The organism is Methylosinus sp. LW4 (genome assembly GCF_000379125.1).
In the GTDB taxonomy this organism is placed as follows: domain Bacteria; phylum Pseudomonadota; class Alphaproteobacteria; order Rhizobiales; family Beijerinckiaceae; genus Methylosinus.
On the sequence record NZ_KB900626.1, the window covers coordinates 2,968,899 to 2,992,299 of the forward strand.

General features: G+C 64.7%; 23 protein-coding genes and 1 other RNA gene. 12 read left to right on the forward strand and 12 right to left on the reverse strand.

The genetic code is table 11. The annotated features are described in order from the left end of the window. Positions 1–113 precede the first annotated feature (113 nt). The 4 genes from METLW4_RS24960 (at position 114) to METLW4_RS0114855 (ending at position 1,863) form a co-directional block, all read left to right on the forward strand. Positions 114–473, forward strand: a complete 360-nt coding sequence (locus tag METLW4_RS24960) for a ComEA family DNA-binding protein (protein WP_018267012.1) — start codon at positions 114–116, stop codon at positions 471–473. Positions 474–677: 204 nt separating this feature from the next. Continuing rightward, positions 678–1,053, forward strand: a transfer-messenger RNA (tmRNA) gene (gene ssrA / locus METLW4_RS27080). A 45-nt stretch (positions 1,054–1,098) separates the two neighbouring features. Continuing rightward, positions 1,099–1,662, forward strand: coding sequence for an SspB family protein (locus METLW4_RS0114850; protein WP_018267013.1), 564 nt, complete (start codon positions 1,099–1,101; stop codon positions 1,660–1,662). 6 nt (positions 1,663–1,668) lie between these two features. After that, a complete protein-coding gene (locus METLW4_RS0114855; protein WP_018267014.1) occupies positions 1,669–1,863 on the forward strand; it encodes a DUF4169 family protein in 195 nt (64 codons plus the stop codon). A gap of 28 nt (positions 1,864–1,891) precedes the next feature. On the opposite strand, the gene METLW4_RS0114860 is transcribed toward METLW4_RS0114855, so the two are convergent. Beyond that, positions 1,892–2,995 carry a DGQHR domain-containing protein gene (locus METLW4_RS0114860; RefSeq protein ID WP_018267015.1) on the reverse strand — a complete coding sequence of 368 codons (1,104 nt, stop codon included), beginning with the start codon at positions 2,993–2,995 and terminating at the stop codon, positions 1,892–1,894. A gap of 185 nt (positions 2,996–3,180) precedes the next feature. Beyond that, entirely contained in the window at positions 3,181–4,890 is a 1,710-nt protein-coding gene (locus METLW4_RS0114865; protein ID WP_043331872.1) for an OmpW family outer membrane protein, read from the reverse strand. A gap of 364 nt (positions 4,891–5,254) precedes the next feature. Here METLW4_RS0114865 and purL point away from each other — a divergent pair, with 364 nt between their 5' ends. The 3 genes from purL to grxD all read left to right on the forward strand — a co-directional run bounded on the left by purL (position 5,255) and on the right by grxD (position 8,127). Beyond that, entirely contained in the window at positions 5,255–7,459 is a 2,205-nt protein-coding gene (gene purL, locus METLW4_RS0114870) for a phosphoribosylformylglycinamidine synthase subunit PurL (RefSeq protein ID WP_018267017.1), read from the forward strand. A gap of 14 nt (positions 7,460–7,473) precedes the next feature. Continuing rightward, complete coding sequence (locus METLW4_RS0114875; RefSeq protein ID WP_018267018.1) at positions 7,474–7,704, forward strand: BolA/IbaG family iron-sulfur metabolism protein; 231 nt, start codon at positions 7,474–7,476, stop codon at positions 7,702–7,704. 78 nt (positions 7,705–7,782) lie between these two features. Beyond that, a complete protein-coding gene (grxD, locus tag METLW4_RS0114880; RefSeq protein ID WP_018267019.1) occupies positions 7,783–8,127 on the forward strand; it encodes a Grx4 family monothiol glutaredoxin in 345 nt (114 codons plus the stop codon). Positions 8,128–8,307: 180 nt separating this feature from the next. Here grxD and METLW4_RS0114885 read toward each other — a convergent pair whose 3' ends face one another. Further along, positions 8,308–8,880 (reverse strand): NUDIX hydrolase, encoded by a 573-nt coding sequence (locus METLW4_RS0114885; protein ID WP_018267020.1) that lies wholly within the window; start codon positions 8,878–8,880, stop codon positions 8,308–8,310. Positions 8,881–8,890: 10 nt separating this feature from the next. Further along, positions 8,891–9,565, reverse strand: a complete 675-nt coding sequence (tlpA, locus tag METLW4_RS0114890) for a thiol:disulfide interchange protein TlpA (RefSeq protein ID WP_018267021.1) — start codon at positions 9,563–9,565, stop codon at positions 8,891–8,893. A 23-nt stretch (positions 9,566–9,588) separates the two neighbouring features. Between tlpA and argH the strand changes: the two genes are divergently transcribed. From argH to lysA, 3 genes are all read left to right on the forward strand, one after another. Further along, on the forward strand, positions 9,589–10,974 hold the full coding sequence (argH, locus tag METLW4_RS0114895) for an argininosuccinate lyase (RefSeq protein WP_018267022.1): 1,386 nt from the start codon (positions 9,589–9,591) through the stop codon (positions 10,972–10,974). A gap of 202 nt (positions 10,975–11,176) precedes the next feature. Continuing rightward, positions 11,177–11,446, forward strand: coding sequence for an LPS translocon maturation chaperone LptM (gene lptM, locus METLW4_RS0114900; RefSeq protein WP_018267023.1), 270 nt, complete (start codon positions 11,177–11,179; stop codon positions 11,444–11,446). A 9-nt stretch (positions 11,447–11,455) separates the two neighbouring features. Continuing rightward, positions 11,456–12,730 (forward strand): diaminopimelate decarboxylase, encoded by a 1,275-nt coding sequence (lysA, locus tag METLW4_RS0114905; protein ID WP_018267024.1) that lies wholly within the window; start codon positions 11,456–11,458, stop codon positions 12,728–12,730. A 12-nt stretch (positions 12,731–12,742) separates the two neighbouring features. On the opposite strand, the gene METLW4_RS0114910 is transcribed toward lysA, so the two are convergent. The 3 genes from METLW4_RS0114910 to METLW4_RS0114920 are packed head-to-tail and all read right to left on the reverse strand — an operon-like array spanning position 12,743 to position 13,589. Continuing rightward, a complete protein-coding gene (locus tag METLW4_RS0114910) occupies positions 12,743–13,006 on the reverse strand; it encodes a hypothetical protein (protein ID WP_018267025.1) in 264 nt (87 codons plus the stop codon). 59 nt (positions 13,007–13,065) lie between these two features. Continuing rightward, a complete protein-coding gene (locus METLW4_RS0114915; RefSeq protein ID WP_018267026.1) occupies positions 13,066–13,365 on the reverse strand; it encodes a type II toxin-antitoxin system RelE/ParE family toxin in 300 nt (99 codons plus the stop codon). Continuing rightward, positions 13,362–13,589 carry a hypothetical protein gene (locus METLW4_RS0114920; RefSeq protein ID WP_026191530.1) on the reverse strand — a complete coding sequence of 76 codons (228 nt, stop codon included), beginning with the start codon at positions 13,587–13,589 and terminating at the stop codon, positions 13,362–13,364. Before METLW4_RS0114920 ends, METLW4_RS0114915 begins: the two co-directional genes overlap by 4 nt. Positions 13,590–13,757: 168 nt before the next feature. On the opposite strand from METLW4_RS0114920, the gene METLW4_RS27830 reads away from it, so the two are divergent. Then, the gene (locus tag METLW4_RS27830; protein ID WP_157235150.1) at positions 13,758–14,462 is read left to right on the forward strand and encodes a hypothetical protein; all 705 of its coding nucleotides are present in this window, start codon (positions 13,758–13,760) and stop codon (positions 14,460–14,462) included. A gap of 251 nt (positions 14,463–14,713) precedes the next feature. Here the strand turns inward: METLW4_RS27830 and METLW4_RS0114930 are convergent, their stop codons facing one another. From METLW4_RS0114930 to METLW4_RS24965, 3 genes are all read right to left on the reverse strand, one after another. Continuing rightward, positions 14,714–16,696, reverse strand: a complete 1,983-nt coding sequence (locus tag METLW4_RS0114930) for a protein meaA (RefSeq protein ID WP_018267029.1) — start codon at positions 16,694–16,696, stop codon at positions 14,714–14,716. 68 nt (positions 16,697–16,764) lie between these two features. Continuing rightward, complete coding sequence (locus METLW4_RS0114935) at positions 16,765–17,058, reverse strand: ribbon-helix-helix domain-containing protein (RefSeq protein WP_018267030.1); 294 nt, start codon at positions 17,056–17,058, stop codon at positions 16,765–16,767. Positions 17,059–17,062: 4 nt separating this feature from the next. Next, entirely contained in the window at positions 17,063–19,021 is a 1,959-nt protein-coding gene (locus METLW4_RS24965; protein WP_018267031.1) for a glycosyltransferase family 2 protein, read from the reverse strand. 166 nt (positions 19,022–19,187) lie between these two features. On the opposite strand from METLW4_RS24965, the gene METLW4_RS0114945 reads away from it, so the two are divergent. Next, the gene (locus tag METLW4_RS0114945) at positions 19,188–19,985 is read left to right on the forward strand and encodes a transporter substrate-binding domain-containing protein (RefSeq protein ID WP_018267033.1); all 798 of its coding nucleotides are present in this window, start codon (positions 19,188–19,190) and stop codon (positions 19,983–19,985) included. A gap of 11 nt (positions 19,986–19,996) precedes the next feature. On the opposite strand, the gene METLW4_RS0114950 is transcribed toward METLW4_RS0114945, so the two are convergent. Both METLW4_RS0114950 and METLW4_RS0114955 read right to left on the reverse strand, forming a co-directional pair. Then, the gene (locus METLW4_RS0114950; RefSeq protein ID WP_018267034.1) at positions 19,997–22,474 is read right to left on the reverse strand and encodes a TonB-dependent receptor; all 2,478 of its coding nucleotides are present in this window, start codon (positions 22,472–22,474) and stop codon (positions 19,997–19,999) included. Positions 22,475–22,608: 134 nt separating this feature from the next. Continuing rightward, a complete protein-coding gene (locus METLW4_RS0114955; protein ID WP_018267035.1) occupies positions 22,609–23,073 on the reverse strand; it encodes a baeRF12 domain-containing protein in 465 nt (154 codons plus the stop codon). Positions 23,074–23,401 lie beyond the last annotated feature (328 nt).

Sequence of the window (23,401 nt, forward strand, 5' to 3'; positions counted from 1 at the left end):
GGCTCGGCGGCTGAATTTCAGCTGAACGCCGCATTCAAAGCGGGTTCAGCGCGAGCCCGGCATGATGCGCAAGTCGATCGGGGAAATGTCCCGGTCCCAAGGAGACAGCCATCATGAAGACCAACGCCATTCTCGCCATCGCCCTTTTCGCTTCCGCTCCGGCTTTCGCCCAGACCGCGACCGCGCCCGGCGCGAAGCCCCCGGCCGGCCCCGCGGCCGCCGCGACCACCGCGACAGCGCCGGTCAAGCAGGTCGTCGCCGTCTCCGCGCCGCTCGACATCAATTCCGCGACGGTGGAGCAGCTCTCCGGCGTGAAGGGCCTCACCCACACTCTGGCCGAGGCGATCGTGAAGGGCCGGCCCTATAAGGCCACGGATGAGCTGGTGAAGAACCGCATTCTCACCGATGCGCTGTTCGCTCAGGTCAAGGATGGGCTGACCGTCAAGGACGCGCCGGCCGTCAAGCACAACTGATCGGCACAACGGAACCGAAGCCGGCCGCTCCTCCCCGCAGGCCGCTCGCGAAACGCCCGTCGATCCTCGGCGGGCGTTTTCGCGCGCTTTATAAAAAGAGTATGTAAATTCAATCCGCTATAGGGATCATGCGGACGCGCTTCGTCCGAATGCGCTCTATTTTCACGAGAAAGTCGGGGAGATCGGCGCAGCTTTGCGCCGCAACCCCTTTCCGCATCGGCCCTTAATGCGTATATTGTGAGCTGCCGACCTTCGGGACGGCTATGGCGATAAACGAACTCCGTAATAAACCTATCGGACCCGGGGGCGGTACCCGGCGCCTCCACCAGAGGCCGTCACGCGAGCGCGAGTTTGGCGCGGCGGCTTGTGGCGGGGGCGAAATAGGATCGACGAGGGCGTAAAGGGTGCTTTTTCGCTCGGCATGATACCGCCGTTATCGGGTCAAACCTTATAGTTGCCAACGACAACTATGCTCCGGTGGCCGTCGCTGCGTAATGCAGTGAAGGTACTGGGATTCAAGCCCTAGGGGGTTGCACTTCTAGGCGGGGCTCGGAGGCGCCTGGCAACAGAAGCCTCCACTTTCGTCCCGGCGGGGCAGAGCGAACAGGGGTTCTCGGCGAGAGTCATGTCCACCGACCTCATCAGATACGATCTTCTCGTCCAGGACGCGCTTCGCAGCGTCATGCGCAAGGTTCTCGCCGATGCGGCGGCCGCGGGCCGTCTGCCGGGCGATCATCATTTCACCATCAGCTTCCGCACCAAGGCGCCGGGGGTCAGAATCTCCAAGCGCCTCGCCGAGCAATGGCCGCAGGAGATGACGATCATCCTGCAGCATCAATATTCCAATCTCGTGGTCGATGAGCGCGGCTTCTCGGTGGGCCTGTCCTTCCGCAGCATTCCCGAGCAGCTCTATGTGCCCTTCGAGGCGGTGACGGTCTTCTCCGACCCTTCCGTCGATTTCGGCCTCAAATGGGAGGTGGACGAGCTCGCCCCGGTCCATGAGGAGGAGCAGGAGCCGGCCCGTTTCCCGACGCGTCCGCAGCCCGCCGCCGGCGAGACGCCGCCCGCCCGGCCCGGCCCGCGCGCCGCCCGCAGCGAGAAGCGTCAGGAACCAGCGCCGGCGACCGAGGAGAGCGGCGGCGACGCCGCCAAGATCGTCTCCATCGACGCCTTCCGCAAGAAGACCTGATTCGCCATGGGCGAGATCGTCAATCTGCGACGCGCCCGCAAGGTCAGGGACAAGCGAGCCAAAGAGGCGGAGGCGGACGCCAATCGCATCGCCCATGGCCGCACCAAGGCCGAGTGGGAGATCGGCGAAGCGACCGCGCGTCTCGAGAAAGAAAAGCTCGACGCGCATCGGCTGGAAGAGTCGCGATCAGAGCCGGAGTGACAAAAGCGAGCCTGAAAGGCTCGCTCCTTCAGGCGAACAGCCATTGCTTGAGCGAGAAGCCCGAACTCAGCGCTTTCCGATAATGCTCATAGAGCGCCAAATGGCCGGTCGCGGGCTTGGGCAGCTCGCTCTTCTTCAGCTTGCGGAAGAAGGGTCCGAGAATATCCTCGAAATTCTGCGTGGTGTAGCGCCCGCCATAGCGGTCGGAGACGCGCTCGGCGACATTTGCGAAGAGCAGGACCAGCGCCTTGAACAGCGCCGGATTGGCGATGTTCGCCTCCGCGCCATGATAGCGCAGCCCGTTGAGGCAGGCGCGCAGATAGGCGTTGAGCACCTGATAGACGTCCTGCGCCGAGGCGTCGACGAAAGCCCCGTCGATGGATTTCAGCGCGGCGTTGAAGGTCACGCGCGAAATCTTGCCTTTGCGTCGCTCCGAAGGGCTCAGCAGGCCGGCGAGCACGCTCTTCTCGTCATTGGAGAAGAGGTCGAAGACATTGTGCAGCAGCGCCTCGGCCTCGGTCTCCGATTCGGAGAGGCGGCGAATGTCGAGCAGCAGCTCCGGCGGCACCGGACGCTGCTTGGTGTTGATGTCCATGAACAGCTGACATTCCTGCGATCGCGTCAGCCGATTGTAGACGACGACCGGCACTTTCACGCTCTTGGCCGCCAGATTGAAGCCATAGACGCGATGCTGCCCGTCGATGATGAGGAAGGAGCGCGGGTCCTTGCGGAAGGTCAGCTCGCCGCTCTTGCGGTCGAATTGCAGCTGCGCGCGCGGCTGCGCGGAGAGAATGATCGCGCTCGGCACGCTGCCGAAGCCGCTGTCGATATAATCGGCGATCTCGCGGGCGCGCTTTTTGTCGAGCAGGCGCTGAAAGCCGTCGATCGGATTGTCCAGGCGCGCCTCCACCGTGCAGGTGGCGGCGAGCAGATCGCTCGGCAGGACCAGAGTGTAGAAGCGATGCTTGCCCTGGGTGACGAGCAAGGCCGGGGCGTTGGCGAAGCCGGCGCCCGTCCGTCCCGGAGCATCCGACGCCTCGTCGCGCTCGCCGGGAAGCGCAGCTTCGAGCGCAGGCTCGACCTGGCTAGGCTCGGCATGATCGGAAGGCGGCGCGTCGATCGGATTTTCCATGTTCAGATCCTTCGGGAAAGCGCGCCGGAAGGGCCGGCGAATCGTCGCATTGAACCGAATCGAACACGTAACCGGCCGAATCCTAGCGGCGAGGCGGCAAAGAACAAGGCGAATCGCAATCGGGCCGACAAAAAAACCGGCCCCTTTCGGAGCCGGCTTGTTTTTCTTTCAGCTTTGCGCGTCGCTCAATATTTGGCGAGCACGGGCTGCAGCAGACCGCCGCCGAAGCGATAGGTGACGCCTGCCGAGACGACGAGCGGGTTGATCGGCAGCGACACTTTGACCGGAACGAAGATCGGGCCGAGCACAGCCGCCCCCGGCACGAAAGCGACGGCCGTCGCGTGAACCATCGGATGAATGCCGATGTATTTGACGTCGACGTTCACGCCCCAATGCTCGTTGAACATATAGTCGAAGCCGGCCTGGCCGACGACGCCCCAAGAGGGAGCGACAGTCGCCCATTGGAAGGTGGCGAGCGCTCCGGGCAGGCCGAGACCGGCCAGCGCCGAGCCCGCCGCGAAGGGAATGCCCCAGACATCGTTGTTGACGCGCGTGCCCCAGAAGGCCGTGAAATTCGCGCCGACGCCGAGATAGGGCTGGAACTGGCCGAAATTGGTGAAGTGATACTGCGCCATCAGGGACGGCGGGAACACCCAGGCGCGCGCGAAGTCGCTGGCGATGGTGCCCGTGCCCTGAATGTGATGCGGCGCGACGCAGCAGATCGCCTCGATCGCCCAGTTCTTGGTCAGGTAATAGGCCACGTCGAGCATGGGAACGATCGACGTCGAGGTGTTGGTGCTGGCGCCGGCGATCACGCCATTCGCGCCGGTGAGGCCCGAGAGGCGGCCGATGGAGCCGAGCGCCGGATGGCCGATGCCCTGATCATAGACAGTGCCATGTCCGTCCAGCGGAATCACGCTGCCGACCTTCAGGCGAACCTGGAAGGGCTGATAGCTGTCGACGAAGGCCGGCGGCGGCGGCTCCTTGAGCGACGACAGACCGTCGGAACGCGAGACGAGGCCCGGCGCGAAGGGGTCGAAGTGCCAGTTGAGGCCGACGCGGACATTGTGGAAGCGGGTCGGCGAATTCTGCGTCGCGGCGAAGACGGGCGTCGTCGCGCCGAGGATCGCCGCCGTGCCGCCGTTCAGAGAGACGGAATTGGCGTTGGTCGAGCCAAGATCGACATAGAGATATTCGGCCTTGATCGACCAGTTCGCGATCGGCGACCACTCGACGCCGCCGCCCGCCGTCCAGCCGGTGCGCGTGTCGTCGGAATAGCCATGGCCGAGGGCGGCTCCGGCGAAGCCGGCGCCCGCGGCGGCGAAATTATCCGCAAAGCCGACATTGTGGATCACTTGGCCATAGGCGAAGCCGCCCGTGCCATAGATCATCAGATTGGGAATGGACGGAAGCACGAAGCCGACGCGGCCGCGCACAGTGCCGAACCAGTCGACCGCCTTGGTCGAATCGGCGCTCTGCAGATGCGCGCCATTTCCGTCGAAGACGCCGACCGCCGATTTGGCCTTGCTCTCCGCGTCGGAGGCCTGAATGTCGGCCTCGAGGCCGAGAACCAGCCAGGGGTTGACCTGATGATTATAGCCGACCTGTCCGCCGCCGACGACGCCGTGCAGATCCTGCGAGGCGCCCCAGGCGGAGCCCGCGGGAAGCGCTCCGAGAGCGCCCGGCGTCAGATAACCGAGACCACCGGTCTCCCGGCTGGAATCGCCGAAGCCATAGCCGATGTTGATACCGCCGTAGAGGCCGGTCCAGCTGAAAGCCGGAGGAGGCGGCGGCAGCGGCGCGCTCTTCAACGAAGGAAGATCGGCCGCCTGAACCGTAGCGCTCGCTGCGGTCAACACGGATGCGGCGAGCGCGCCGCGCAAAACACTTCTCATCAGGCTCCCCCGTCGATTGCTCTTGAGGACGGCGCGCAAGGCGCCTGTCCGAGTCGGCGATCAAATTGCTCCGATTTTCGACGGGAAGACTTGATCTAGATCAAAGAGCGCCTCGTCTCATAATTCTTTCTCTCCGGCTGTGACTCTTTGGCAACAGCCCGCGACAGTTGCCATTGCGCGGCGATCCTATTAATCGGAGGGCGAAGCGCCGGATTTTGCGGCCTTTCTGGGGCGAAGCGGCAGAATCGCGGCAGATTCGCCGGCGCCGCCCGCTCTGAAAGCTCGGTCGCGGCTGCGACAATTCGACTTACCCGAAACATGAGCCGAAATCCGCGGCGAGGCCGCGTCCGGCGGGGGAGACACAATGCTCGAAGCGGCCTTGGCGCATGGGCTGAAGCAAGACGAATATGAGCGCATTGTCGCGCTGATCGGCCGCGCGCCGAGCCTCACAGAGCTCGGAATCTTCTCGGCCATGTGGAACGAGCATTGTTCCTACAAGTCTTCGCGCATTCATCTGCGCAAGCTGCCGACCAAAGCGCCCTGGGTCATCAAGGGGCCGGGCGAGAACGCCGGCGTCATCGACATCGGCGGGGGCGACGCCTGCGTCTTCAAGATGGAGAGCCACAACCACCCGTCCTTCATCGAGCCTTATCAAGGCGCGGCGACGGGCGTCGGCGGCATTCTGCGCGACGTCTTCACAATGGGCGCGCGGCCGATCGCTTGTCTCAATCTTCTGCGCTTCGGCCAGACGGCTCACCCCAAGACCAGGCGGCTCGTCGCCGGCGTGGTCGCCGGGGTCGGCGGCTATGGCAATTCCTTCGGCGTGCCGACAGTGGGCGGCTCGACGGAATTCGACCAATCCTATGACGGCAATATTCTCGTCAACGCCATGGCGGTCGGCCTCGCCCGCACGGATTCGATCTTCTATTCGGCGGCGGCGGGCGTCGGCAATCCGATCGTCTATCTCGGCTCCAAGACCGGCCGCGACGGCATTCACGGCGCCAGCATGGCCTCCGCCTCCTTCGAGGCCGACGCCGAGGAGAAGCGCCCGACCGTGCAGGTCGGCGACCCCTTCTCGGAGAAGCTGCTGCTCGAGGCCTGTCTCGAGCTGATGGCCTCGGGCGCCGTCATCGCCATCCAGGACATGGGCGCGGCCGGCCTCACCTCCTCCGCCGTGGAAATGGGCGCCAAGGGCAATCTCGGCATTGAGCTCGATCTCGACGCCCTGCCCTGCCGCGAAGAAGGCATGACCGCCTATGAGATGATGCTGTCAGAGAGCCAGGAGCGCATGCTCATGGTGCTGAAGCCCGAGCAGGAGAAAGAGGCCGAAGCCATTTTCGTGAAATGGGGGCTCGATTTCGCGATCATCGGCAAGACCACCGACAATCTACGTTTCGTGGTCAAGCACAGGGGCGTCGTCGAGGCCGATCTGCCGATCAAGGAGCTCGGCGACGAGGCGCCGGTCTATGACCGTCCCCATGTCCCGACGCCGAAGCCGCCGGTTCTCGACCCCGCGACCATCGCGCCGCTCGGCTCCAATGCGCGCGCGCTGCTGGCCCTGCTGGCGACGCCGGACCTCTGCTCCAAGCGCTGGGTGTGGGAGCAATATGACCATCTCATTCTCGGCAATACAGTGCGCGCGCCGGGCGGCGACGCCGCCGTTGTGCGCGTCCGCGACGGGCGCAAGGGGCTGGTGCTGACCACCGATGTGACGGCGCGCTATTGCGCCGCCGATCCGGCCGAGGGCGGCCGCCAAGCCGTCGCGGAGGCCTGGCGCAATATTTCCGCGCGCGGCGGCCAGCCTCTGGCGCTCACCGACAATCTCAATTTCGGCAATCCCGAAAAGCCCGAGATCATGGGCCAGTTCGTCGGCTGCCTGAAAGGCATCGGCGAGGCGGCGCGGGCGCTCGACTTCCCGATCGTCTCCGGCAATGTCTCGCTCTACAATGAGACGCAGGGGACAGGCATTCTGCCGACCCCAGCGATCGGCGGCGTCGGCGTGATTTCGGATGTCGCGCTCGCCTCCACCATCGCTCTGCCCGCGGGCGGCAAGACCATTCTGCTCATCGGCGAGACCAAAGGCTGGCTCGGCCAGTCGCTCTATCTGCGCGATCTCGCCGGTCGCCGCGACGGCGCGCCGCCGCCGGTCGATCTCGAGGCCGAGAAGCGCAATGGCGATTTCGTGCGCGCGCTCGTGCTCGAGCAGCGGGCGCTCGCCGTCCATGATCTCTCGGACGGCGGCCTCGCCGTGGCGCTCGCCGAAATGGCGATCGCCGGCGGCGTCGGCGCGACCATAGACCGCCTGCCGAAAGGCCCGGCCCACGCCATTCTCTTTGGCGAGGATCAGGCGCGCTATCTGGTCGTGGCCGAGCCGGCGGAAGCGGCGGCGATCGAAGCGGATGCGAAGGCCGCGGGCGTGGCGGTTCTCGCTCTCGGCGCGACCGGCGGAAACGAGTTGCATCTGCCCGGCGAGGCGCCGATATTGCTTTGCGACGTGCAACATGCGCAGCAGGCGCCGTTGCCGGCCTATATGGCCGGGGACGACAGCGTCTTCGCTCTAGGCTTTTAGGAGGTCGAAGCGCAATGGCGATGGAAAGAAGTGAAATCGAGCGTCTCATCAAGGTGGCCATACCGGACGCCGTGATCGAGATCACCGCGCTCGCCGACGACGGCGATCATTGGGCCGCCTCGGTGAAGTCGGAGTCCTTCCGCGGCAAGAGCCGCGTGCAGCAGCATCAGATGGTCAACAAGGCTTTCGGCGAGCGCCTCGGCGGCGAGCTGCATGCTCTGGCGCTGACCACGATCGCGCTCTAAGAATCGTTTCCACGCCCGGCGGCGCTCGCCGGGCCGCCTGCAACGGAACCTTGAATTCCGCTAGACGAGGTAATCCCCATGTCCGACTCCACCACTACCGCGATCAAGAACGAGATCGACAGCGCCGACGTCGTGCTGTTCATGAAGGGCACGCCCGCCGCGCCGCAGTGCGGCTTCTCCATGCAGGTCTGCCAGATTCTCGGCCATGTCGGCGTTCCCTTCAAGAGCGTCAATGTGCTGGCCGATCCCTTCATTCGCGACGGCATCAAGGCCTATTCGCAATGGCCGACCATTCCCCAGCTCTATGTGAAGGGCGAGTTCATCGGCGGCTGCGACATCACCCGCGAGATGTTCCAGTCCGGCGAGCTGGTGGCGCTCTTCGACAAGGAAGGCATTCCGCATGCGCAGACCGCCAAGGCCTGACGGGCGCGATTCCCTTCTCCCGTTTACGGGAGAAGGTGGCCCTCGCGTTAGCGAGGGTCGGATGAGGGTCCGGGACGCCCGCCGGGCTCTCATTTCGAAGCAGCGCTAATTCGGTCGGACCCTCATCCGACCCGGCTGCGCCGGGCCACCTTCTCCCACAAGTGGGAGAAGGAAAAAGTCCTAACCGCCGATCTTGACGCCTTTCGTCTGCGCCAAGGCGATGGCCAGCAGCGCGACGTGTTGGCTGTTGATGATTTCCCCGCCGAGCGCCAGCTCCAGCGCCTCGCGCCAGGGAATGCGCTCGACACAAATATCCTCGCCGCTGTCGAGCTTCAGAGGCGCCACCTCTTTCGCGCCCTCGCCATAGAGGACGTGAATCCAATTGGCGTGGCTCGCCGGATTGGGCGACAGACGCGCCAAATGTCGCAATGATGGCGCGGCGTGTCCGGTTTCTTCCAGCAGCTCGCGCGCGCCGGCGGCGACGGGATCGCTCTCATGCGGGTCCAGCTTGCCGCCCGGCAGCTCCAGCGACGCCACGCCGGCGCCATGGCGATATTGGCGCACCATGAGCAGACGGTCCTCGTCGTCCAGAGCGACGACATGGACCCAATCTTCATATTCCAACACATAATAGGGATCGAGCTGCGCGCCACGCCGCGTAACGCAATGGTCTGCGCGCAGATTGATCCAACGGTCGCGAACGAGCGTCCGCGAGGAGCGGACCTCCCAAGGCCGCAATATGTCGTCGCTCAAAGCGTCATCCTCAGGGCATCGGCCGCGAGGACAGCTCCGCCGTGCGCGTCACCAGAGAGCGGCCCTCTTCCGAATCCCAATTGGCCGGCCCCTGCATCAGACCGATCTGGCAACCGGAGCCGTCGATCAAAAAGGTCGTCGGCAGGCCCAGCGCCTGGCCGCTCTGGCGCAGCTGGAAGAAGATTTCCGCCTTGGGATCGGCGTAATAGGCGAGGTTCTTCGCGCCGATCTCGCCGAGAAACGCCTTCGGCCGCTCGAGCCGGGACGTGTCGACGTTGATCGTCACCACCTCGAACTTGTCCGAGCCGGCCGCCGCCTGCAGCCGATCGAGCGCGGCCATCTCGCCGCGGCAGGGCACGCACCATGTCGCCCAGAGGTTGAGCAGAACCGTCTTGCCCTTGAAATCCTCGAGCTTGCGCGGCTGGCCGTCCGGCCCGGTAAAGGTCACTTCCGGCATGGGCTCCGGCTCATTGGCGATGGCCATGGCCGCCACCTCGCCCTTGGCGAGCGCCGACACGCGCTGCGAGGTGTCGCGGGAGGCGGCGCAGGCCTGACTTACCGCGCTCGTCTTGCCGCTGCCGCCGCCATTCACGTATAGAACGCCGGCGATAGCGGCGACGGCGAGAGTCGCGCCCGCGATTTTCGGCAGATTGCCTCGGCTGGAGCTTTCCATCTGGTCGGTCATCGATCCCTGTTCCGCGAGGAGTTATGACGAGCAAAATATGGGGGGGCCGCTTTCAGAGCGCAACCGACGCGATCCTGGAGGCGATCAACGTCTCCATCGATTTCGACAAGCGCCTCGGCCCACAAGATGTGCGGGGCTCCCTCGCTCATGTCGCCATGCTGGCCGAGACCGGCATAATCTCGGCCGAGGACGCCGCCGCCATCACCCGTGGTCTAGAACAAATCCGCGGCGAAATCGAGGAGGAACGCTTCACCTTCTCGCGGGCGCTCGAGGACATTCATATGAATGTCGAGTCCCGCCTCGCCGAGCTCATCGGCCCGGCGGCCGGGCGGCTGCATACGGCGCGTTCGCGCAACGATCAGGTGGCGACCGATTTCCGCCTCTATGTGCGCGACGCGATCGACGACATAGACGCGCAATTGGCGGACCTTCAGCTCGCCCTCGCCGAAAAGGCGCTGGAGGAGGCCGGCAGCGTCATGCCCGGCTTCACCCATCTGCAATCGGCCCAGCCCGTCACTTTCGGCCATCATCTGCTCGCTTATGTCGAAATGCTGGCGCGCGACCGCGGCCGCTTCGCCGACGCCCGCGCGCGGCTGAACGAATCGCCGCTGGGCGCCGCGGCGCTCGCCGGCACCTCCTTCCCCATCGATCGCGAGAAGACGGCCAAGGCGCTCGGCTTCGCGCGGCCGACGGCGAATTCGCTGGACAGCGTCTCCGATCGCGACTTCGTATTGGAGACGCTTTCGGCGATGGCGATCTCGGCGATGCATCTCTCGCGTTTCGCGGAAGAGATCGTGCTGTGGACGACCTCGCAATTCGCCTTTGTCGCGCTCTCCGACAAATTCACCACCGGCTCCTCCATCATGCCGCAGAAGCGCAATCCCGACGCCGCCGAGCTGGTGCGCGGCAAGACGGGACGCATCATCGGCGCGCTGCAGGCGATGCTCATCGTGATGAAGGGCCTGCCGCTCGCTTACTCCAAGGATATGCAGGAGGATAAGGAAGGCACATTCGACGCGCTCGACAATTTCGCGCTCTGCGTGGCGGCGATGGCCGGCATGATTCGCGACATGAGCGTCGATCGTCCGCGCATGCGCAAGGCGGCGGGCGCCGGCTACGCCACCGCCACCGATCTCGCCGATTGGCTGGTGCGCGCGCTGAATCTGCCCTTCCGCGAGGCGCATCATGTGACCGGCCGCATCGTCGGCATCGCCGCCGAGCGCAATCTCGGCCTCGAGAAGCTGCCGCTGGAGACGATGCAGGAGGTCGAGCCGCGCATCACCGAAGATGTGTTCAGCGTGCTCGGCGTCGAGAAATCGGTGAAGAGCCGCGTGAGCTACGGCGGCACGGCGCCCGAGAATGTGCGCAAGCAGGCGCGCCGCTGGCTGAAGCAATTGGCGAAGAAGTAGAGGCGGCTGCCCCCTCCCTCACCCTCCCCCGCTTCGCGGGAGAGGGAGGCGGCCAGCGCTTCGCGAAATCTCGATGACGCGCGTAACCTGCTCCCTCTCCCGCGAAGCGGGGGAGGGCCGGGGAGGGGGCGAGCAACGAACTCGTCATCCGCGCGCTTTCGTCTATAGTGCCGGCCCGATCCGGCTCCGATGGATGAGACCTATGGCTGATCTGCTCCGGCCGCGTTCGGCGGCGACGCTTCTGATTCTCGCGCTCGCGCTCTCCGGCTGCGGGCGGCGCGGCCCGCTCGACTATCCGCCGGAGGTCGCGGCGCGGCCCAAGGCCGTCGTCGTGCAGAAGACGACGCTCACCCCCGTCGGCGGCAAGACGCCGGTCGCGGAGGATGTAAAGGCGGTGGAATATATCCCCGGCACGCCGGGCTTCCGGCCGCCCGAGCAATATCCCTTCATCCTCGATCCTCTGCTGGACTGAACGAGCCACATGCATCACTTCGACTATCGCGCCGGCGCGCTCTACGCCGACGATGTTCCATTGGCCAAAATCGCCGAGCAGGTCGGGACGCCCTTCTACTGCTATTCGGCGACGACGATCCGCCGACACTTCCAGGTCTTCTCGTCGGCCTTCGCCGGGCTCGACGCGCTGGTCTGCTATGCGCTGAAGGCCAATTCCAATCAGGCCGTGCTGACGCTGCTGGCCGGCCTCGGCGCGGGAATGGACGTCGTCTCCGGCGGCGAGCTGAAGCGCGCCCGCGCCGCCGGCGTTCCCGCGAGCAAGATCACCTTCTCCGGCGTCGGCAAGACGCAGGCCGAGATCGCGCTCGCCATCGACGAGGGCATTTTCTGCTTCAATGTGGAATCGGAGCCCGAGCTCGCCGAGATTTCCCGCATCGCCTCCGCTAGGGCCAAGCGCGCGCATATCTCGCTGCGCGTCAATCCCGACGTCGACGCCAAGACCCACGCCAAGATTTCGACCGGCCTCGCCGAGAATAAATTCGGCGTGCCTTTGTCGCGCGCGCGTGAAATCTACGCCCATGCGGCGAAGCTGCCCGGCATAGAGGTCACGGGCGTCGATATGCATATCGGCTCGCAGATCACCGATCTCGCGCCTTTCGACGAGGCTTTCTCGCTGCTCGCCGAGCTGGTCGCGGGGCTGCGCGCTGATGGGCACAAAATCTCCCATGTCGATCTCGGCGGCGGCCTCGGCATTCCCTATCACGAGGGCGAGGACCCGGCCTCCTATCACCCGGATCGCTACGCCGAGATCGTGCGCCGCCATATGGCCGGGCTCGGGTGCAAATTGCTGTTCGAGCCGGGGCGGCTCATCGTCGGCAATTCGGGAATATTGGTCACGCGCGTGCTCTATGTGAAGCAGGGCGAGGCCAAGTCTTTCGTCATCGTCGACGCCGGCATGAATGATCTCGTCCGCCCGACGCTCTATGACGCCTGGCACGAGCTGATCCCGGTCGCGCAGGCGGCGCCGTCGCATCCGCGCATTATCGCCGACGTCGTCGGGCCGGTGTGCGAGACGGGCGATTATATCGCGCTCGGGCGTTCGATCCCGGAGCCGGCGCAGGGCGATCTATTGGCCATTCTGACGGCCGGCGCCTATGGCGCGGTGCAGGCGGGAACCTACAACAGCCGCCCGCTCGCGCCGGAGGTGCTGGTCGACGGCGACAAATGGGCCGTGGTGCGCGAGCGCCCGAGCGTGGAACAGCTGATCGCGCTGGATTCTGTGCCGGAGTGGCTGCGGAAATAGGCGCGCCGCGGATTAGTGAAGGAGCTTCTGCGCCGCGATCAGGAAGCCGCCGAGCGCAAGCTGCGTGACGACGAGCCAGCGGAGAATGTCCACCTTGAGGTTCGCGGCGGAGGTTTCGATCTTGGCCTCGACCTCGCGAATATCCGATTTGGTCGCGAGAAGACCCGCGTCGATCTCGCGAAACGCCTCGACCACGCCGATGGCCTGCTCTTCCGAGAAGCCTCTCTTGCGTAGAATTTGCGCGATAGCGAGCGTGACGATCGTCAGAGCCGTCATGGACGTCAAGATAGCATGTTCGCGCCGCATTCAACACGCCGGCCGTGAGGGTTGGCCGGTCAGCTTGCGTCGTCGGCCTTCCGGGATGACGGACGGCGGGCGCTATGGCGAAAGCCGTGAATGACGATTTCGGTTTCCGTTGCGCGATAAAAAATCAAATAGGGGTAAGGATAGACCACCATGCGGCGAAGACCGCTCTTGCTGGTCGAGCAGCCTGCTCGCGGATGCTGCAAAAGCAGCGCCGTCATTGCATGAATTCGCGCTTTGACGCTGCGCGCGCCCTGTGGCGATCGTTCATCGATGAAAGAAAGGATATTATCGAGCTCGGCGGCGGCGCGGAGTGTGTAGCGGAGCTTCACAGGCCATGCTTCGCCCAGATGGCGCGCAGCTGATCGTCCGTCGCGAACTCGCCGCGCTCCGCCTGCGCGAAAGACTCTGCGAACGAAGCTTCTTCCTCGGCGGTGAGCTGCACGACTGGCGGCTCGTCGCCGGTCATCGCCATGATGACGCGCGCCATGTCATCCTGCATGGCAGCGGGGAGGCTACGGGCCGCCTCGAAGGCCTGTTCGAGCAGTTTCGTCATCGGGGGATTCTACCCGTTTGGCCAATGCGCGGGAAGGATTTTCTGCGCATCTGTTTTGCACAGAAAAACCATTAAAATTCAATGGTATGAGTTTTGTGCATAATTCTTGATTTATGCAACACTGTGCCGGGGATTGTGTCCGCCACCATCTTCATACGAAGATGGTGCATGGATGATCAGGAAGCCCTTTTGAAAAAACTCATACTGGCCGAGCAACAATTCCGGCTGGCGTGCACTGTCAATCTCGCGGTCACAAACAATGTCCAGTCACTCGACGTCCCGGTCGAGTGGAGCTTCGGCAAGCATACCGTGTCATATGAGGATTTCGGGCTCCGCATCGATCAAGCAGAGGTCGTGGCCCCGCTTCTCGAAATGACAGCAACATTCGTAGTTGCTGGAGCAATTAGAGACGCTGTCGCTGGGTATTTTCCGAACCCCAAAGCGCATAACGATTCAAACGTGGTTTCTGCTTATCAAATCAGTCGCATGCTACGCAACGCTTTTAGCCATTCAATGCTCTCTCCAAAATGGTCAATTGATGATGACTGCAAAAATCGTGTTTTTAACATTGAGGACGTAATCTCATTAGACACGAGCAAGCTGCATGGTCAATTTGCAAGCTGGCGCGATTATGGCGGCCCATTGGCGATCTTTAAATTCGGGCGATATGTCCGGGAAAATATTCTTGGAAAGACGGTCGACCCGAACCGACAAAAACCGCCATTTCCAACAATCGAATGTTATCAGCAAGGCCGACTTATTGCGCGGCGGGTTGATGTCATGCCGCCCGATGCTGTTGAAATTGCGGCGGGGGAGACGCTTGTCCTGGGCAACGGCCATTTCATTCGAGCCGTGACCAGAAATGACGGATAATGAGCCACATCGCCCTGCTGTCCTTCGCATAACCGCCCAGTATGGGAACCCCGCACCCCCTCGTCGGCGCGGCGTCCTGCCCCCTCGCGCATAAGCTTGGCATATGGCACCATGCGAGCGAGCGCTTCTGGCGCATTGGCGAAAATCAACCCCCTCTCGAGCGTCCGACCCGCACGAGGGGAAGCGTCCAACAGGCCGCCCCGCGGCTCTGGATCGCTTCGCTGCGCTCGCGATGACGGCGGGGAAGCGCCTTACGCGCGCCCCTCCACGCTCTTCTCGATGATCTGCGCGAGATCGGTCATGATCGCGTTGAGATCATAGTTCTTCGGCGTGTAGACGGCCGCCACGCCATTGTCGCGCAGCAGCTTCTCGTCGGCCGGGGGGATGATGCCGCCGACGACGAGCGGCACTTCGCCGAGGCCCTTCTCCTTCATCAGCCGCAGCACCTCATGGGCGAGCGTCACATGCGAGCCGGAGAGGATCGAAAGGCCGACGCAATGCGCGCCTTCCTTCTGCGCCGTCTCGACCAGCTCGGCCGGCGTCGAGCGAATGCCGGCGTAGATCACCTCGAAGCCGGCGTCGCGGGCGCGCACGGCGATCTGCTCGGCGCCGTTGGAATGGCCGTCGAGGCCCGGCTTGCCGACCAAAAATTTGGCGCGCTGGCCGATCTTGGTGGAGACGCGCTGCACCTCCTCGCGCACCGAGTCGAGCTGGCCGCCGACCTGCCGCGCCGTGGCGGAGACGCCGGTCGGCGCGCGATATTCGCCGAACACGCCGCGCAGCACGGTTCCCCATTCGCCCGTCGTCACGCCGGCCTTGGCGGCGGCAATGGACGGCTCGACCATATTTCGGCCTTCCTTCGCGGCGCGCACCAGCGCGTCCAGCGCAGCCTGCGCGGCCTTGGCGTCGCGCTGCTCGCGCCAAGCGTTCAGCCGGGCGATCTGCTCGGCCTCGACATGCTCCGGCACGACCATGATCTGATTGTCGCCCGCGGTGAGCGGCGAGGGCTCGCCCTCGGTGAATTTATTGACGCCGACGACGATCTGCTCGCCGGCCTCGATCGCCTCGAGCCGCGCGGTGTTGCTCTCGACGAGCTTGGATTTCATATAGCCGGCCTCGACCGCCGCAGCGGCTCCGCCCAGCTCGTCGATCTTCTTCAGCTCGGCGACAGCCTCTTCCTTCAGCGCCGCGACCTTTTTGGCGATCGCCGGATTGCCGTCGAAGATGTCGCCATATTCCAGAAGATCGGTCTCATAAGCCATGATCTGCTGCATGCGCAGCGACCATTGCTGATCAAAGGGCCGCGGCAGGCCGAGCGCCTCGTTCCACGCCGGCAGCTGCACGGCGCGGGCGCGCGCGTTCTTCGACAGCACGACGGCCAGCGATTCGATCAATATGCGATAGACGTTGTTCTCCGGCTGCTGCTCGGTGAGGCCGAGAGAATTCACCTGCACGCCATAGCGGAAGCGGCGGGACTTCTCGTCCGTGACGCCATAGCGGTCGCGCGTGATCTCGTCCCACAGCTCGACGAAAGCGCGCATCTTGCACAGCTCGGTGACGAAGCGCATTCCGGCGTTGACGAAGAAGGAGATGCGGCCGACGACCTCGGCGAAATCCTTTTCCGAAAGGCCGGCGGTCTTCACCCCGTCGAGAATGGCGCAAGCCGTCGCGAGCGCATAGGCCAGCTCCTGCGCCGGCGTCGCGCCGGCCTCCTGCAGATGGTAGGAGCAGACATTCATCGGGTTGAACTTCGGACACTCTTTCGTCGTGAAGAGAATGAGGTCCTGCGTCAGCCGCAGCGATTGCGCCGGCGGAAACACATAAGAGCCGCGCGACAGATATTCCTTGATGATGTCGTTCTGCGTCGTGCCTTGCAGCTTTGCGCGCGGCGCGCCCTGCTCGTCCGCCGCGGCGATATAGAGCGCGAACAGCCAGACGGCGGTGGCGTTGATGGTCATCGACGTGTTCATATCCGCGATCGGAATGCCGTCGAACAAAGTGCGCATGTCGCCGAGATGCGACACCGGAACGCCGACCTTGCCGACCTCGCCGCGCGAGAGAATGTGATCGCTGTCATAGCCGGTCTGGGTCGGCAGATCGAAAGCGATGGAGAGACCCGTCTGGCCCTTGGCGAGGTTGGAGCGATAGAGAAGATTCGACTCCTTGGCCGTGGAATGGCCGGCATAGGTGCGGAACAGCCAGGGCTTGTCGCGACGGGGTGCGGATTCGGTCATGTGTTCGGTCCCTCCGGGACTTGCGATAACATAAGACGCAGGCGGGACGGAAGCGGGCGGGCGCCGCGTCAGCCGCTCTTGCGGCCGAGCGCCCGCTCCATGGCGAAGACGCGCAGGGCGGAGGAGAGATTGGCGCGGCCGCGGCCGGCGTCTATGCGCGCGACGAGGCCAGCGAGCGAGCAGCCTTCCTCCTCGGACGCCGTCTTCAGCGCCTCCCAGAAAATGCGCTCCAGCGACACGCTGGTGCTGTGGCCGGCGATGACCAGCGAATGCTTGGCGACGGTCGAGGCTTTGTCCTCCTCGGCCGCCGGCTCGGGGTGCGCGGCCCTGCTCGAGGGCGCGCGGGCGCGTCTGCGGGTCATGGTCTCATCGGTTCCGCGCTCCGGCGATCGGGAAATGCTCTGTCTTGTCCCAATAGAATGGCCTGACGCACAGCTCGCGCAAGGCGCGCCAGGAGGCGAGGGACAGCATCAGGCTCCACAGCGGCCAGCGCAGCAGCGCCGGCCAGAGCCAGACAATATCCGCCTCGCCCATGGCGACCGCGCGCGGCCAGACGCTGGCCGCGAGGCCGCCGGCGGCGGTGAGGCAGAAGAGGAAGCTGGCGAGGCCGTCGGCCAGCGTCCTCGGCGCCAGCAGCGCGCCGAAACCCGCGTCATGGACGAGGCAGAGGAGAAAAATCGGCCCATGCAGCGGCGCGATGAAGCCGCCCGCCAATAGGGCCAGCGTCGTGACGCCGCGCAGGGCGCCGAGATCAGCGAAATAGGCGGAAGGCTCGCGGCAATGGACCAGCGCCGTCTGCATCCAGCCTTTCATCCAGCGGCTGCGCTGCGCCACCAGTGCGGCAAAGCGCGTCGGCGCCTGCTCCTGCGTGCGCGAGGCGAAGGTGCGGACCGTATAGCCGCGCCGCGCCAGCCGCAGGCCGAGATCGGCGTCCTCCGTCACATTGAACGCGTCCCAGGCGCCGACGGCGCGCAGCGCGGACAGGCGAAAATGATTGGAGGAGCCGCCGAGGAAAAAGGGCAGGCCTGCCGCCGAGGCGCCTTTGTCGATCACATCGAACAGGACGGCGTAGTCGATGCAGAACATGGCCGTCATCCAGCTGCGCCGGTGATTGTGGATGAACAGGCTGGCCTGCAGGCAGGCGAGAGTCTCGTCGGCGGCGGCGAACAGCGCCGCCGCGTCGCGCAGCTGGCCGCGGTCGGGCAAATCTTCCGCGTCGAAGACGGCGACGAGCGAGCCGCGCAGAAATGGCGTCGCCACATTCAGCGCGCGCGGCTTGGTGCGCGGCGCGCCGGGCGGCGCAACGATGATCTCCCACCCCGGCCGCAGATGCGCGGCGCGCAGCGCGGCTGTGGTGGCGACGTCGTCGCATTCCACCACGAATTTGACGTCCAGCTTGGCGCGCGGATAATCGATCGCGTCCAGCGCCTCGGTCAATTGCGGAACCACGCCGGCCTCGTCGTAGAGCGCCACGATAATGGAATAGAGCGGCAGATCGCGCTCTTCCAAGGCCGGCGCGGCGCCGCTCGCCGCTTTGCGGATCGCGCAGAAATAAAGGCGCAGGCCGATATTGGCGAGAAACAGCAGAGCGAGCAGCGCCGCGGCGGCGCGCGAGGGCGCCCCGGCCGGCGAGAGCCAGGCCGCGAGCAGAGTGAGATTGCCGAGCGCGAAAGCAATGGGCGCGCGGCCGGCGAGCGCCCGCCGCGCCGCCAGCTCCGGCGCGACGCGCTCCACCGAATAGGCGGCGGCCTCGGCCAGCCGGCGCGACGAGGAGCCGCGCAGCGCCTCCTCGAAATGGGAGGGGCGCGTGATGGCGAAGAGCGGCCGCCCGGCGGAAGAGCGCGTCACGCCGATGAGCCGGGCGATGTCGTCGCCGCGCGGCGCGAACAGCCAGCGCATCCCTCGCGGCTCCTCGGCGAGGCGGGCGTAGCCGCGCGCGGCGTCTTGCTCCAGGCTCTCGGACGGCTCCAGCGCGGGCGGCGCCTCGAGATAGGGGACGCGCAGCTCGGCCGCCAGAATGCGATAGAAGCGCTCCTCCGGGATCAGCCCTTCGGCGATCAGCGCGGCGTCGGCTTTCACGCCCTGACGCCGGGCGATGGTCGCGCCATATTGCAGCATGACCAGCGGCGCGCCATGGGCGGCGAGAAAGGCGATCTCCGGGGGCAGCGGCCGGCCGGCGCCGGGCGCGGGCGTCTCCGACGCCGGGCGGGCGCGCTGGCGGGCGAGCGAGAATTCCGGCTCGCGGCGGCGCGGGAAAATGGCGCCGTCGTCGCGATGGGGCGCCGGCGGATACGGCGAAACCCTATCGACCGGATTCACGCTCATACGCTAATCTCCGCGACGCGCGCGCCTCCCGCCGCGCCGGGCGGCTGCGAGGCCTCGAATGATGTGCGAGAAAAGAACTGTGACGGAAGCTTGGCGCAGAAGCGAAACTTTGACAAGCTTACGCTGCGCGCTCGCGGCGATCATGGTTTCCGCGACAGTGGCGTCCATGATCGCGCCGGCCTCCGCCGCGGACAGCGTCGTCGCGGCGGCGCCCTCCTTCTGGGACCCCGCCCGCAAGCTGGAAAAGCCCGACCTCTCGACGATCAAGCAGATCCGCTTTCTCACTGAGGATGATTTTCCGCCCTTCGATTTCGCTCTGCCGGACGGAACCATCGCCGGCTTCAACGTCGATCTGGCGCGCGCCATTTGCGAGGAGCTGGAGCTCTCCTGCACCATTCAGCGCCGGCGCTGGGACACGCTGGTCGCCGCTCTGGACGAGAACGCCGGCGACGCCGCCATCGCCTCTTTCGCCATCACGCCCGAGATGCGCAAGAAGGTGGATTTCACCCAGCCCTATTACACGACGCCGGGACGCTTCGTGGTGCGCAAGGATTCGGTGCTGCCCGGCGCGACGCCCGAGGCGCTCGCCGATCGCACGATAGCGGTCGCCGCCGACAGCGCGCACGAGGCCTATCTGCGGAAGTTCTTCCCCGCCTCCACGCTCGCGACCTATCCCAGCGCGCAGCAGGCGCGCACGGCGCTGAAGGAGGGCCGCGCCCATGCGATGTTCGGCGACGCCATCTCGCTGGCCTTTTGGCTGAACGGCGCCGACGCGGCCGATTGCTGCATGTTCAAGGACGGGCCTTACGCCGATCCCGCCTTTTTCGGCGATGGCGTCGGCGTCGCGGTGCGCAGGAACAATGTGGCCCTGCGCCGCGCGCTGGATTACGCGCTGGCGCGCGTCGCGCAAAAGGGCGTCTACGCCGAGCTCTATCTGAAATATTTTCCGGTGGGGCCTTATTGAGAGCGCGCGCGTCACAAGAGCTTGACGCGCAGCGTGCCGCCGAAGACGCGCGGCTGGCTGGGCAGGCCGATCGTGGTGGGATTGCTGGCGTCGCCCGGCGACCACGAATAGAGCGGCCGCTCGTCGAAGACATTCTTCGCCCAGATCGACAGGCTGTATTGCTCGTCATCGGTCCGCAATCCGAGGCCTGCGTTCACTATGGCGAATGGCGGCTGCCAGTATTGGAGCACAGAGTGCGGATCGGTGAGCTGCGTCTTGTCCTGCCAGGCCAGATTGACATAGCCGAAGCCGGTGATGGAACGATCCCATTCCGGTCCGAAGCCGCGGAGCAGCGGACCGAGCGGTTGATCGTAGGTCGCGCCGACATTGAACGACCACAGCGGCAGATTCTCCCATCGCGTGTTGGAGCGTGACAGAGTGAGAGGCGCCGAGAGCGAGCCCGCTGTCGTCGGCCAGATCCAATCGGTCGGCGGCGTGGCGTTGGCGTAGTCGATCCAGCGCGCCTCGGTATAGGCGCCGTTGAAGGAGAGCCACAGCCGCTCCACAGGGCTCCATCGACCGACGAACTCGAAGCCGCGCAGCCGCAGATGGCCGACATTGCCGAGATAGGAGGTGCGGATCGGCTGCCCCGTGCTGTCCGTGTAGGAGGCGTCGGTGAGGCTCGTCTGGAAATTATAGATGTCGTTCCAGTAGACATTGAAATTGGCGATGAGGCGGTCGTCGAGCCAGCTGGTGTTGACGCCGAGCTCATAGTCCCAGGAGGTTTCCGGCTTGGTGACGAGAGGCTGCCAGCCTTTGAAATTGAGGGCGCTGTCGAGGATGGGCTGGGCCGAATTGTTGATCGCGCCCGATTTCTCGCCGCGCGCGACGAGCGCGTGGAAGAGGAGATGGTCGTCGAATTTATATTGCGGATTGAAGATCCCTGTGACCGAGTTGAAGGTCTTGCTCTGTCCGCCCGTATCGAACAAGGCCTGGCCGCCGCCGGCGCGAATGGCGGCCTCCTGCTGGGCGAATGTATATTGATTGGCGTAGAGCTGATCCCAGCTGAAGACGGAGCCTTCTTTGACCTCGTAGCTGTCGCGCACGCCAAAGGTGAGCGCCCATGCGTCGTCAATGTGATAGGTTCCCTGCCCATAGCCGGCGACGCTGAAGGTCCGCGATTTGCTGTCGCGATTGTTCTGCAGGCCGCGCAGCAGCGCCGGCCGGCTGTACCAGGCGGCGGCGTCGGCGCCGAAGCGCGTGTAGGTGCGGCTCCAGGCGTTCTCGTAGAGCGAGAAGAGTCCAGTGGTCCATTCGAGGCGGTCCTCCTTGGGCGAGGAGAGCCGGATCTCCTGGGAGAACTGATCGACATAGGGCGCGAAGACGCCGACGCTGGTCTCGAGCTCCTGATTGCCGAAGGGATTATTGCCGATCACCCGCGAATTTCCGAAGGCGGTGAGCGACGTCAGCGTGTGGCGGCCCAAGGTCCAGCTCAGCTCGTTCGAGACCATGAGGTGACGCTCGCCGAATCCTCCGGCGTTCGTGTCATAGGGGCGATAGGGATCGAAAGTGAGAATGCGCTTGCCGAGCCGCGCTGCGACATTCTGCGCGTAGCTGCGCGCCGGCAATGTGCCATTGGCGTAGATGAGCGACGTGTCGCCGACGGGTCCCGTCGTAAAGGCGCCGATCGCCGTATATTCGTGCTGCGCGCCGGCGCTGAAGATCAAGCGGTCGGTCACGTCGTCGCCGACATAGAGAAGCTGCCCGCGCACGCCCCAGCGATCATTGTTCAGATAGCTCGCGCCGGTGACCTGATCCCGAATCCAGCCATCGCCCTTGTCGAAATAGGCGGTGACGCGATAGGCCAGCTTGTCGTCGATGATCGGCCCGGTGACGTTCAGCTTCTCGATGATGCGGCTGTAGCTGGCGAAGCTGGTCTCGATCGTCGCCTGGCGCTCGAAGGAGGGCCGTTGCGTCGAGACGACCACATTGCCGACCGTCGTATTTTTGCCGCCGGCCGTTCCCTGGGGGCCGAGCGCCAGCTCGAACGACGAGATGTCGACGAGGTCGCCAGCCTGGAAGCCGGCGTATTTCCAGAAAATATTGTCGAGGATGTAGCCGGTGTCGAATTCGGCGCCGACGGCGTTGATCGAGCCGCGGCTGAGCTGCCCCACCGTGCTGCCCACGCCACGGATGGCGGGCCGCGATGCGATGGGATTCGATTCGTTGGGTCGATAATTCGGCACGAGCTGGGAAAAGTCCGAGAGGCGCTCGAGGTGCTGTTCTTCCGCCTTCTTGGAATCGACGAAGCCGACCGAGCGGGGCGTTTCGCGCAGCGTCGTGTCCTCTCGCCGCGCCGAGCTTTCGGCTCCGACCCGAACGTCCTCGATGCGCGCCTCCTGGGCGCGCGTCGCGATCGCCGAGTCGGCGGCGAAGACGACGAGAACATAGGCTATGAGCGCGCCGCCGGAGGACGACGGGCGATGAGCGAGGTGGTGGAGAAGCTGCATCTGACGCTCCTTTAATATATATAGTCTATCAAATTAGTATGATTAAAGCCGAGACTGCGTCCAGCTTTTTTTTGCAGCGAATCAAAAGCCCGGCGCAGAGCCGCCCCTGCGCCGGGGTCCGAAAATGCCGCGGCTCACCCTTCCGCGCGGAACTCGCGCGCGAGCGCCTTCTCGATCTCGGGCAGAGGATGGCGGGTCAGATCCTTGTCCAGCTCGCCCTTCACCTTGCTCTTGGCTTTTTGGCTCAGCTCCTGGCGCAGGTCGCCGAGCACGCGCGGCGGGGCGATGATGACGATCTCGCTCAATTCGCCGGCCTCGGCGGCGGTGTTGATGCGCTCGGCGATCGTTCTCGCGAAATGCTCCTTCTCCAGCTCGTGCCAATCGGCGTTCTCCACGGCGCTGCGCGGCGCTCCCGCCGTGCCATAGGCGCGGCCCGGCGCATCGCTGCCCTGCTCGCGGGTCGGCGGATTTTCATCCACCCGCGCCTCCACGACGCGCAGATCGAGCAGATCGGGATCGCCGTGATTTTGCAGAAACAGGGCTCTGCGGCCGTCGCCGACGAGAACCCAGGCCCCATTGTGAACGGCAATATTGGTCATGTTTTTCGTCTTTCGTTGAACGCCCACACGACTCCATTTGGGAAGGGGAAGGGGCGACGGCAACCGTGGTGGATTGCCGCGCTTCAGCAATCGAAGCGAGAGAGGGCGCCGCACGCTCCGTTATCGCGAGCCGAGGTTTTCCATGATTTTCCTATAGATCGGTCGATTAATATTAATATTTGGTTTCAATTGTTATTTCCGACAATTTCCGAAATGTGGCTCCGCGGCAAAAGCTTCAGTCCATCGCGGAGATGATTGTGTTGATATTACCGGCGACTCGTCGAAATATAGCGGCGCTGCTAATCCAAACTGCGGCGATTCTTCCAGC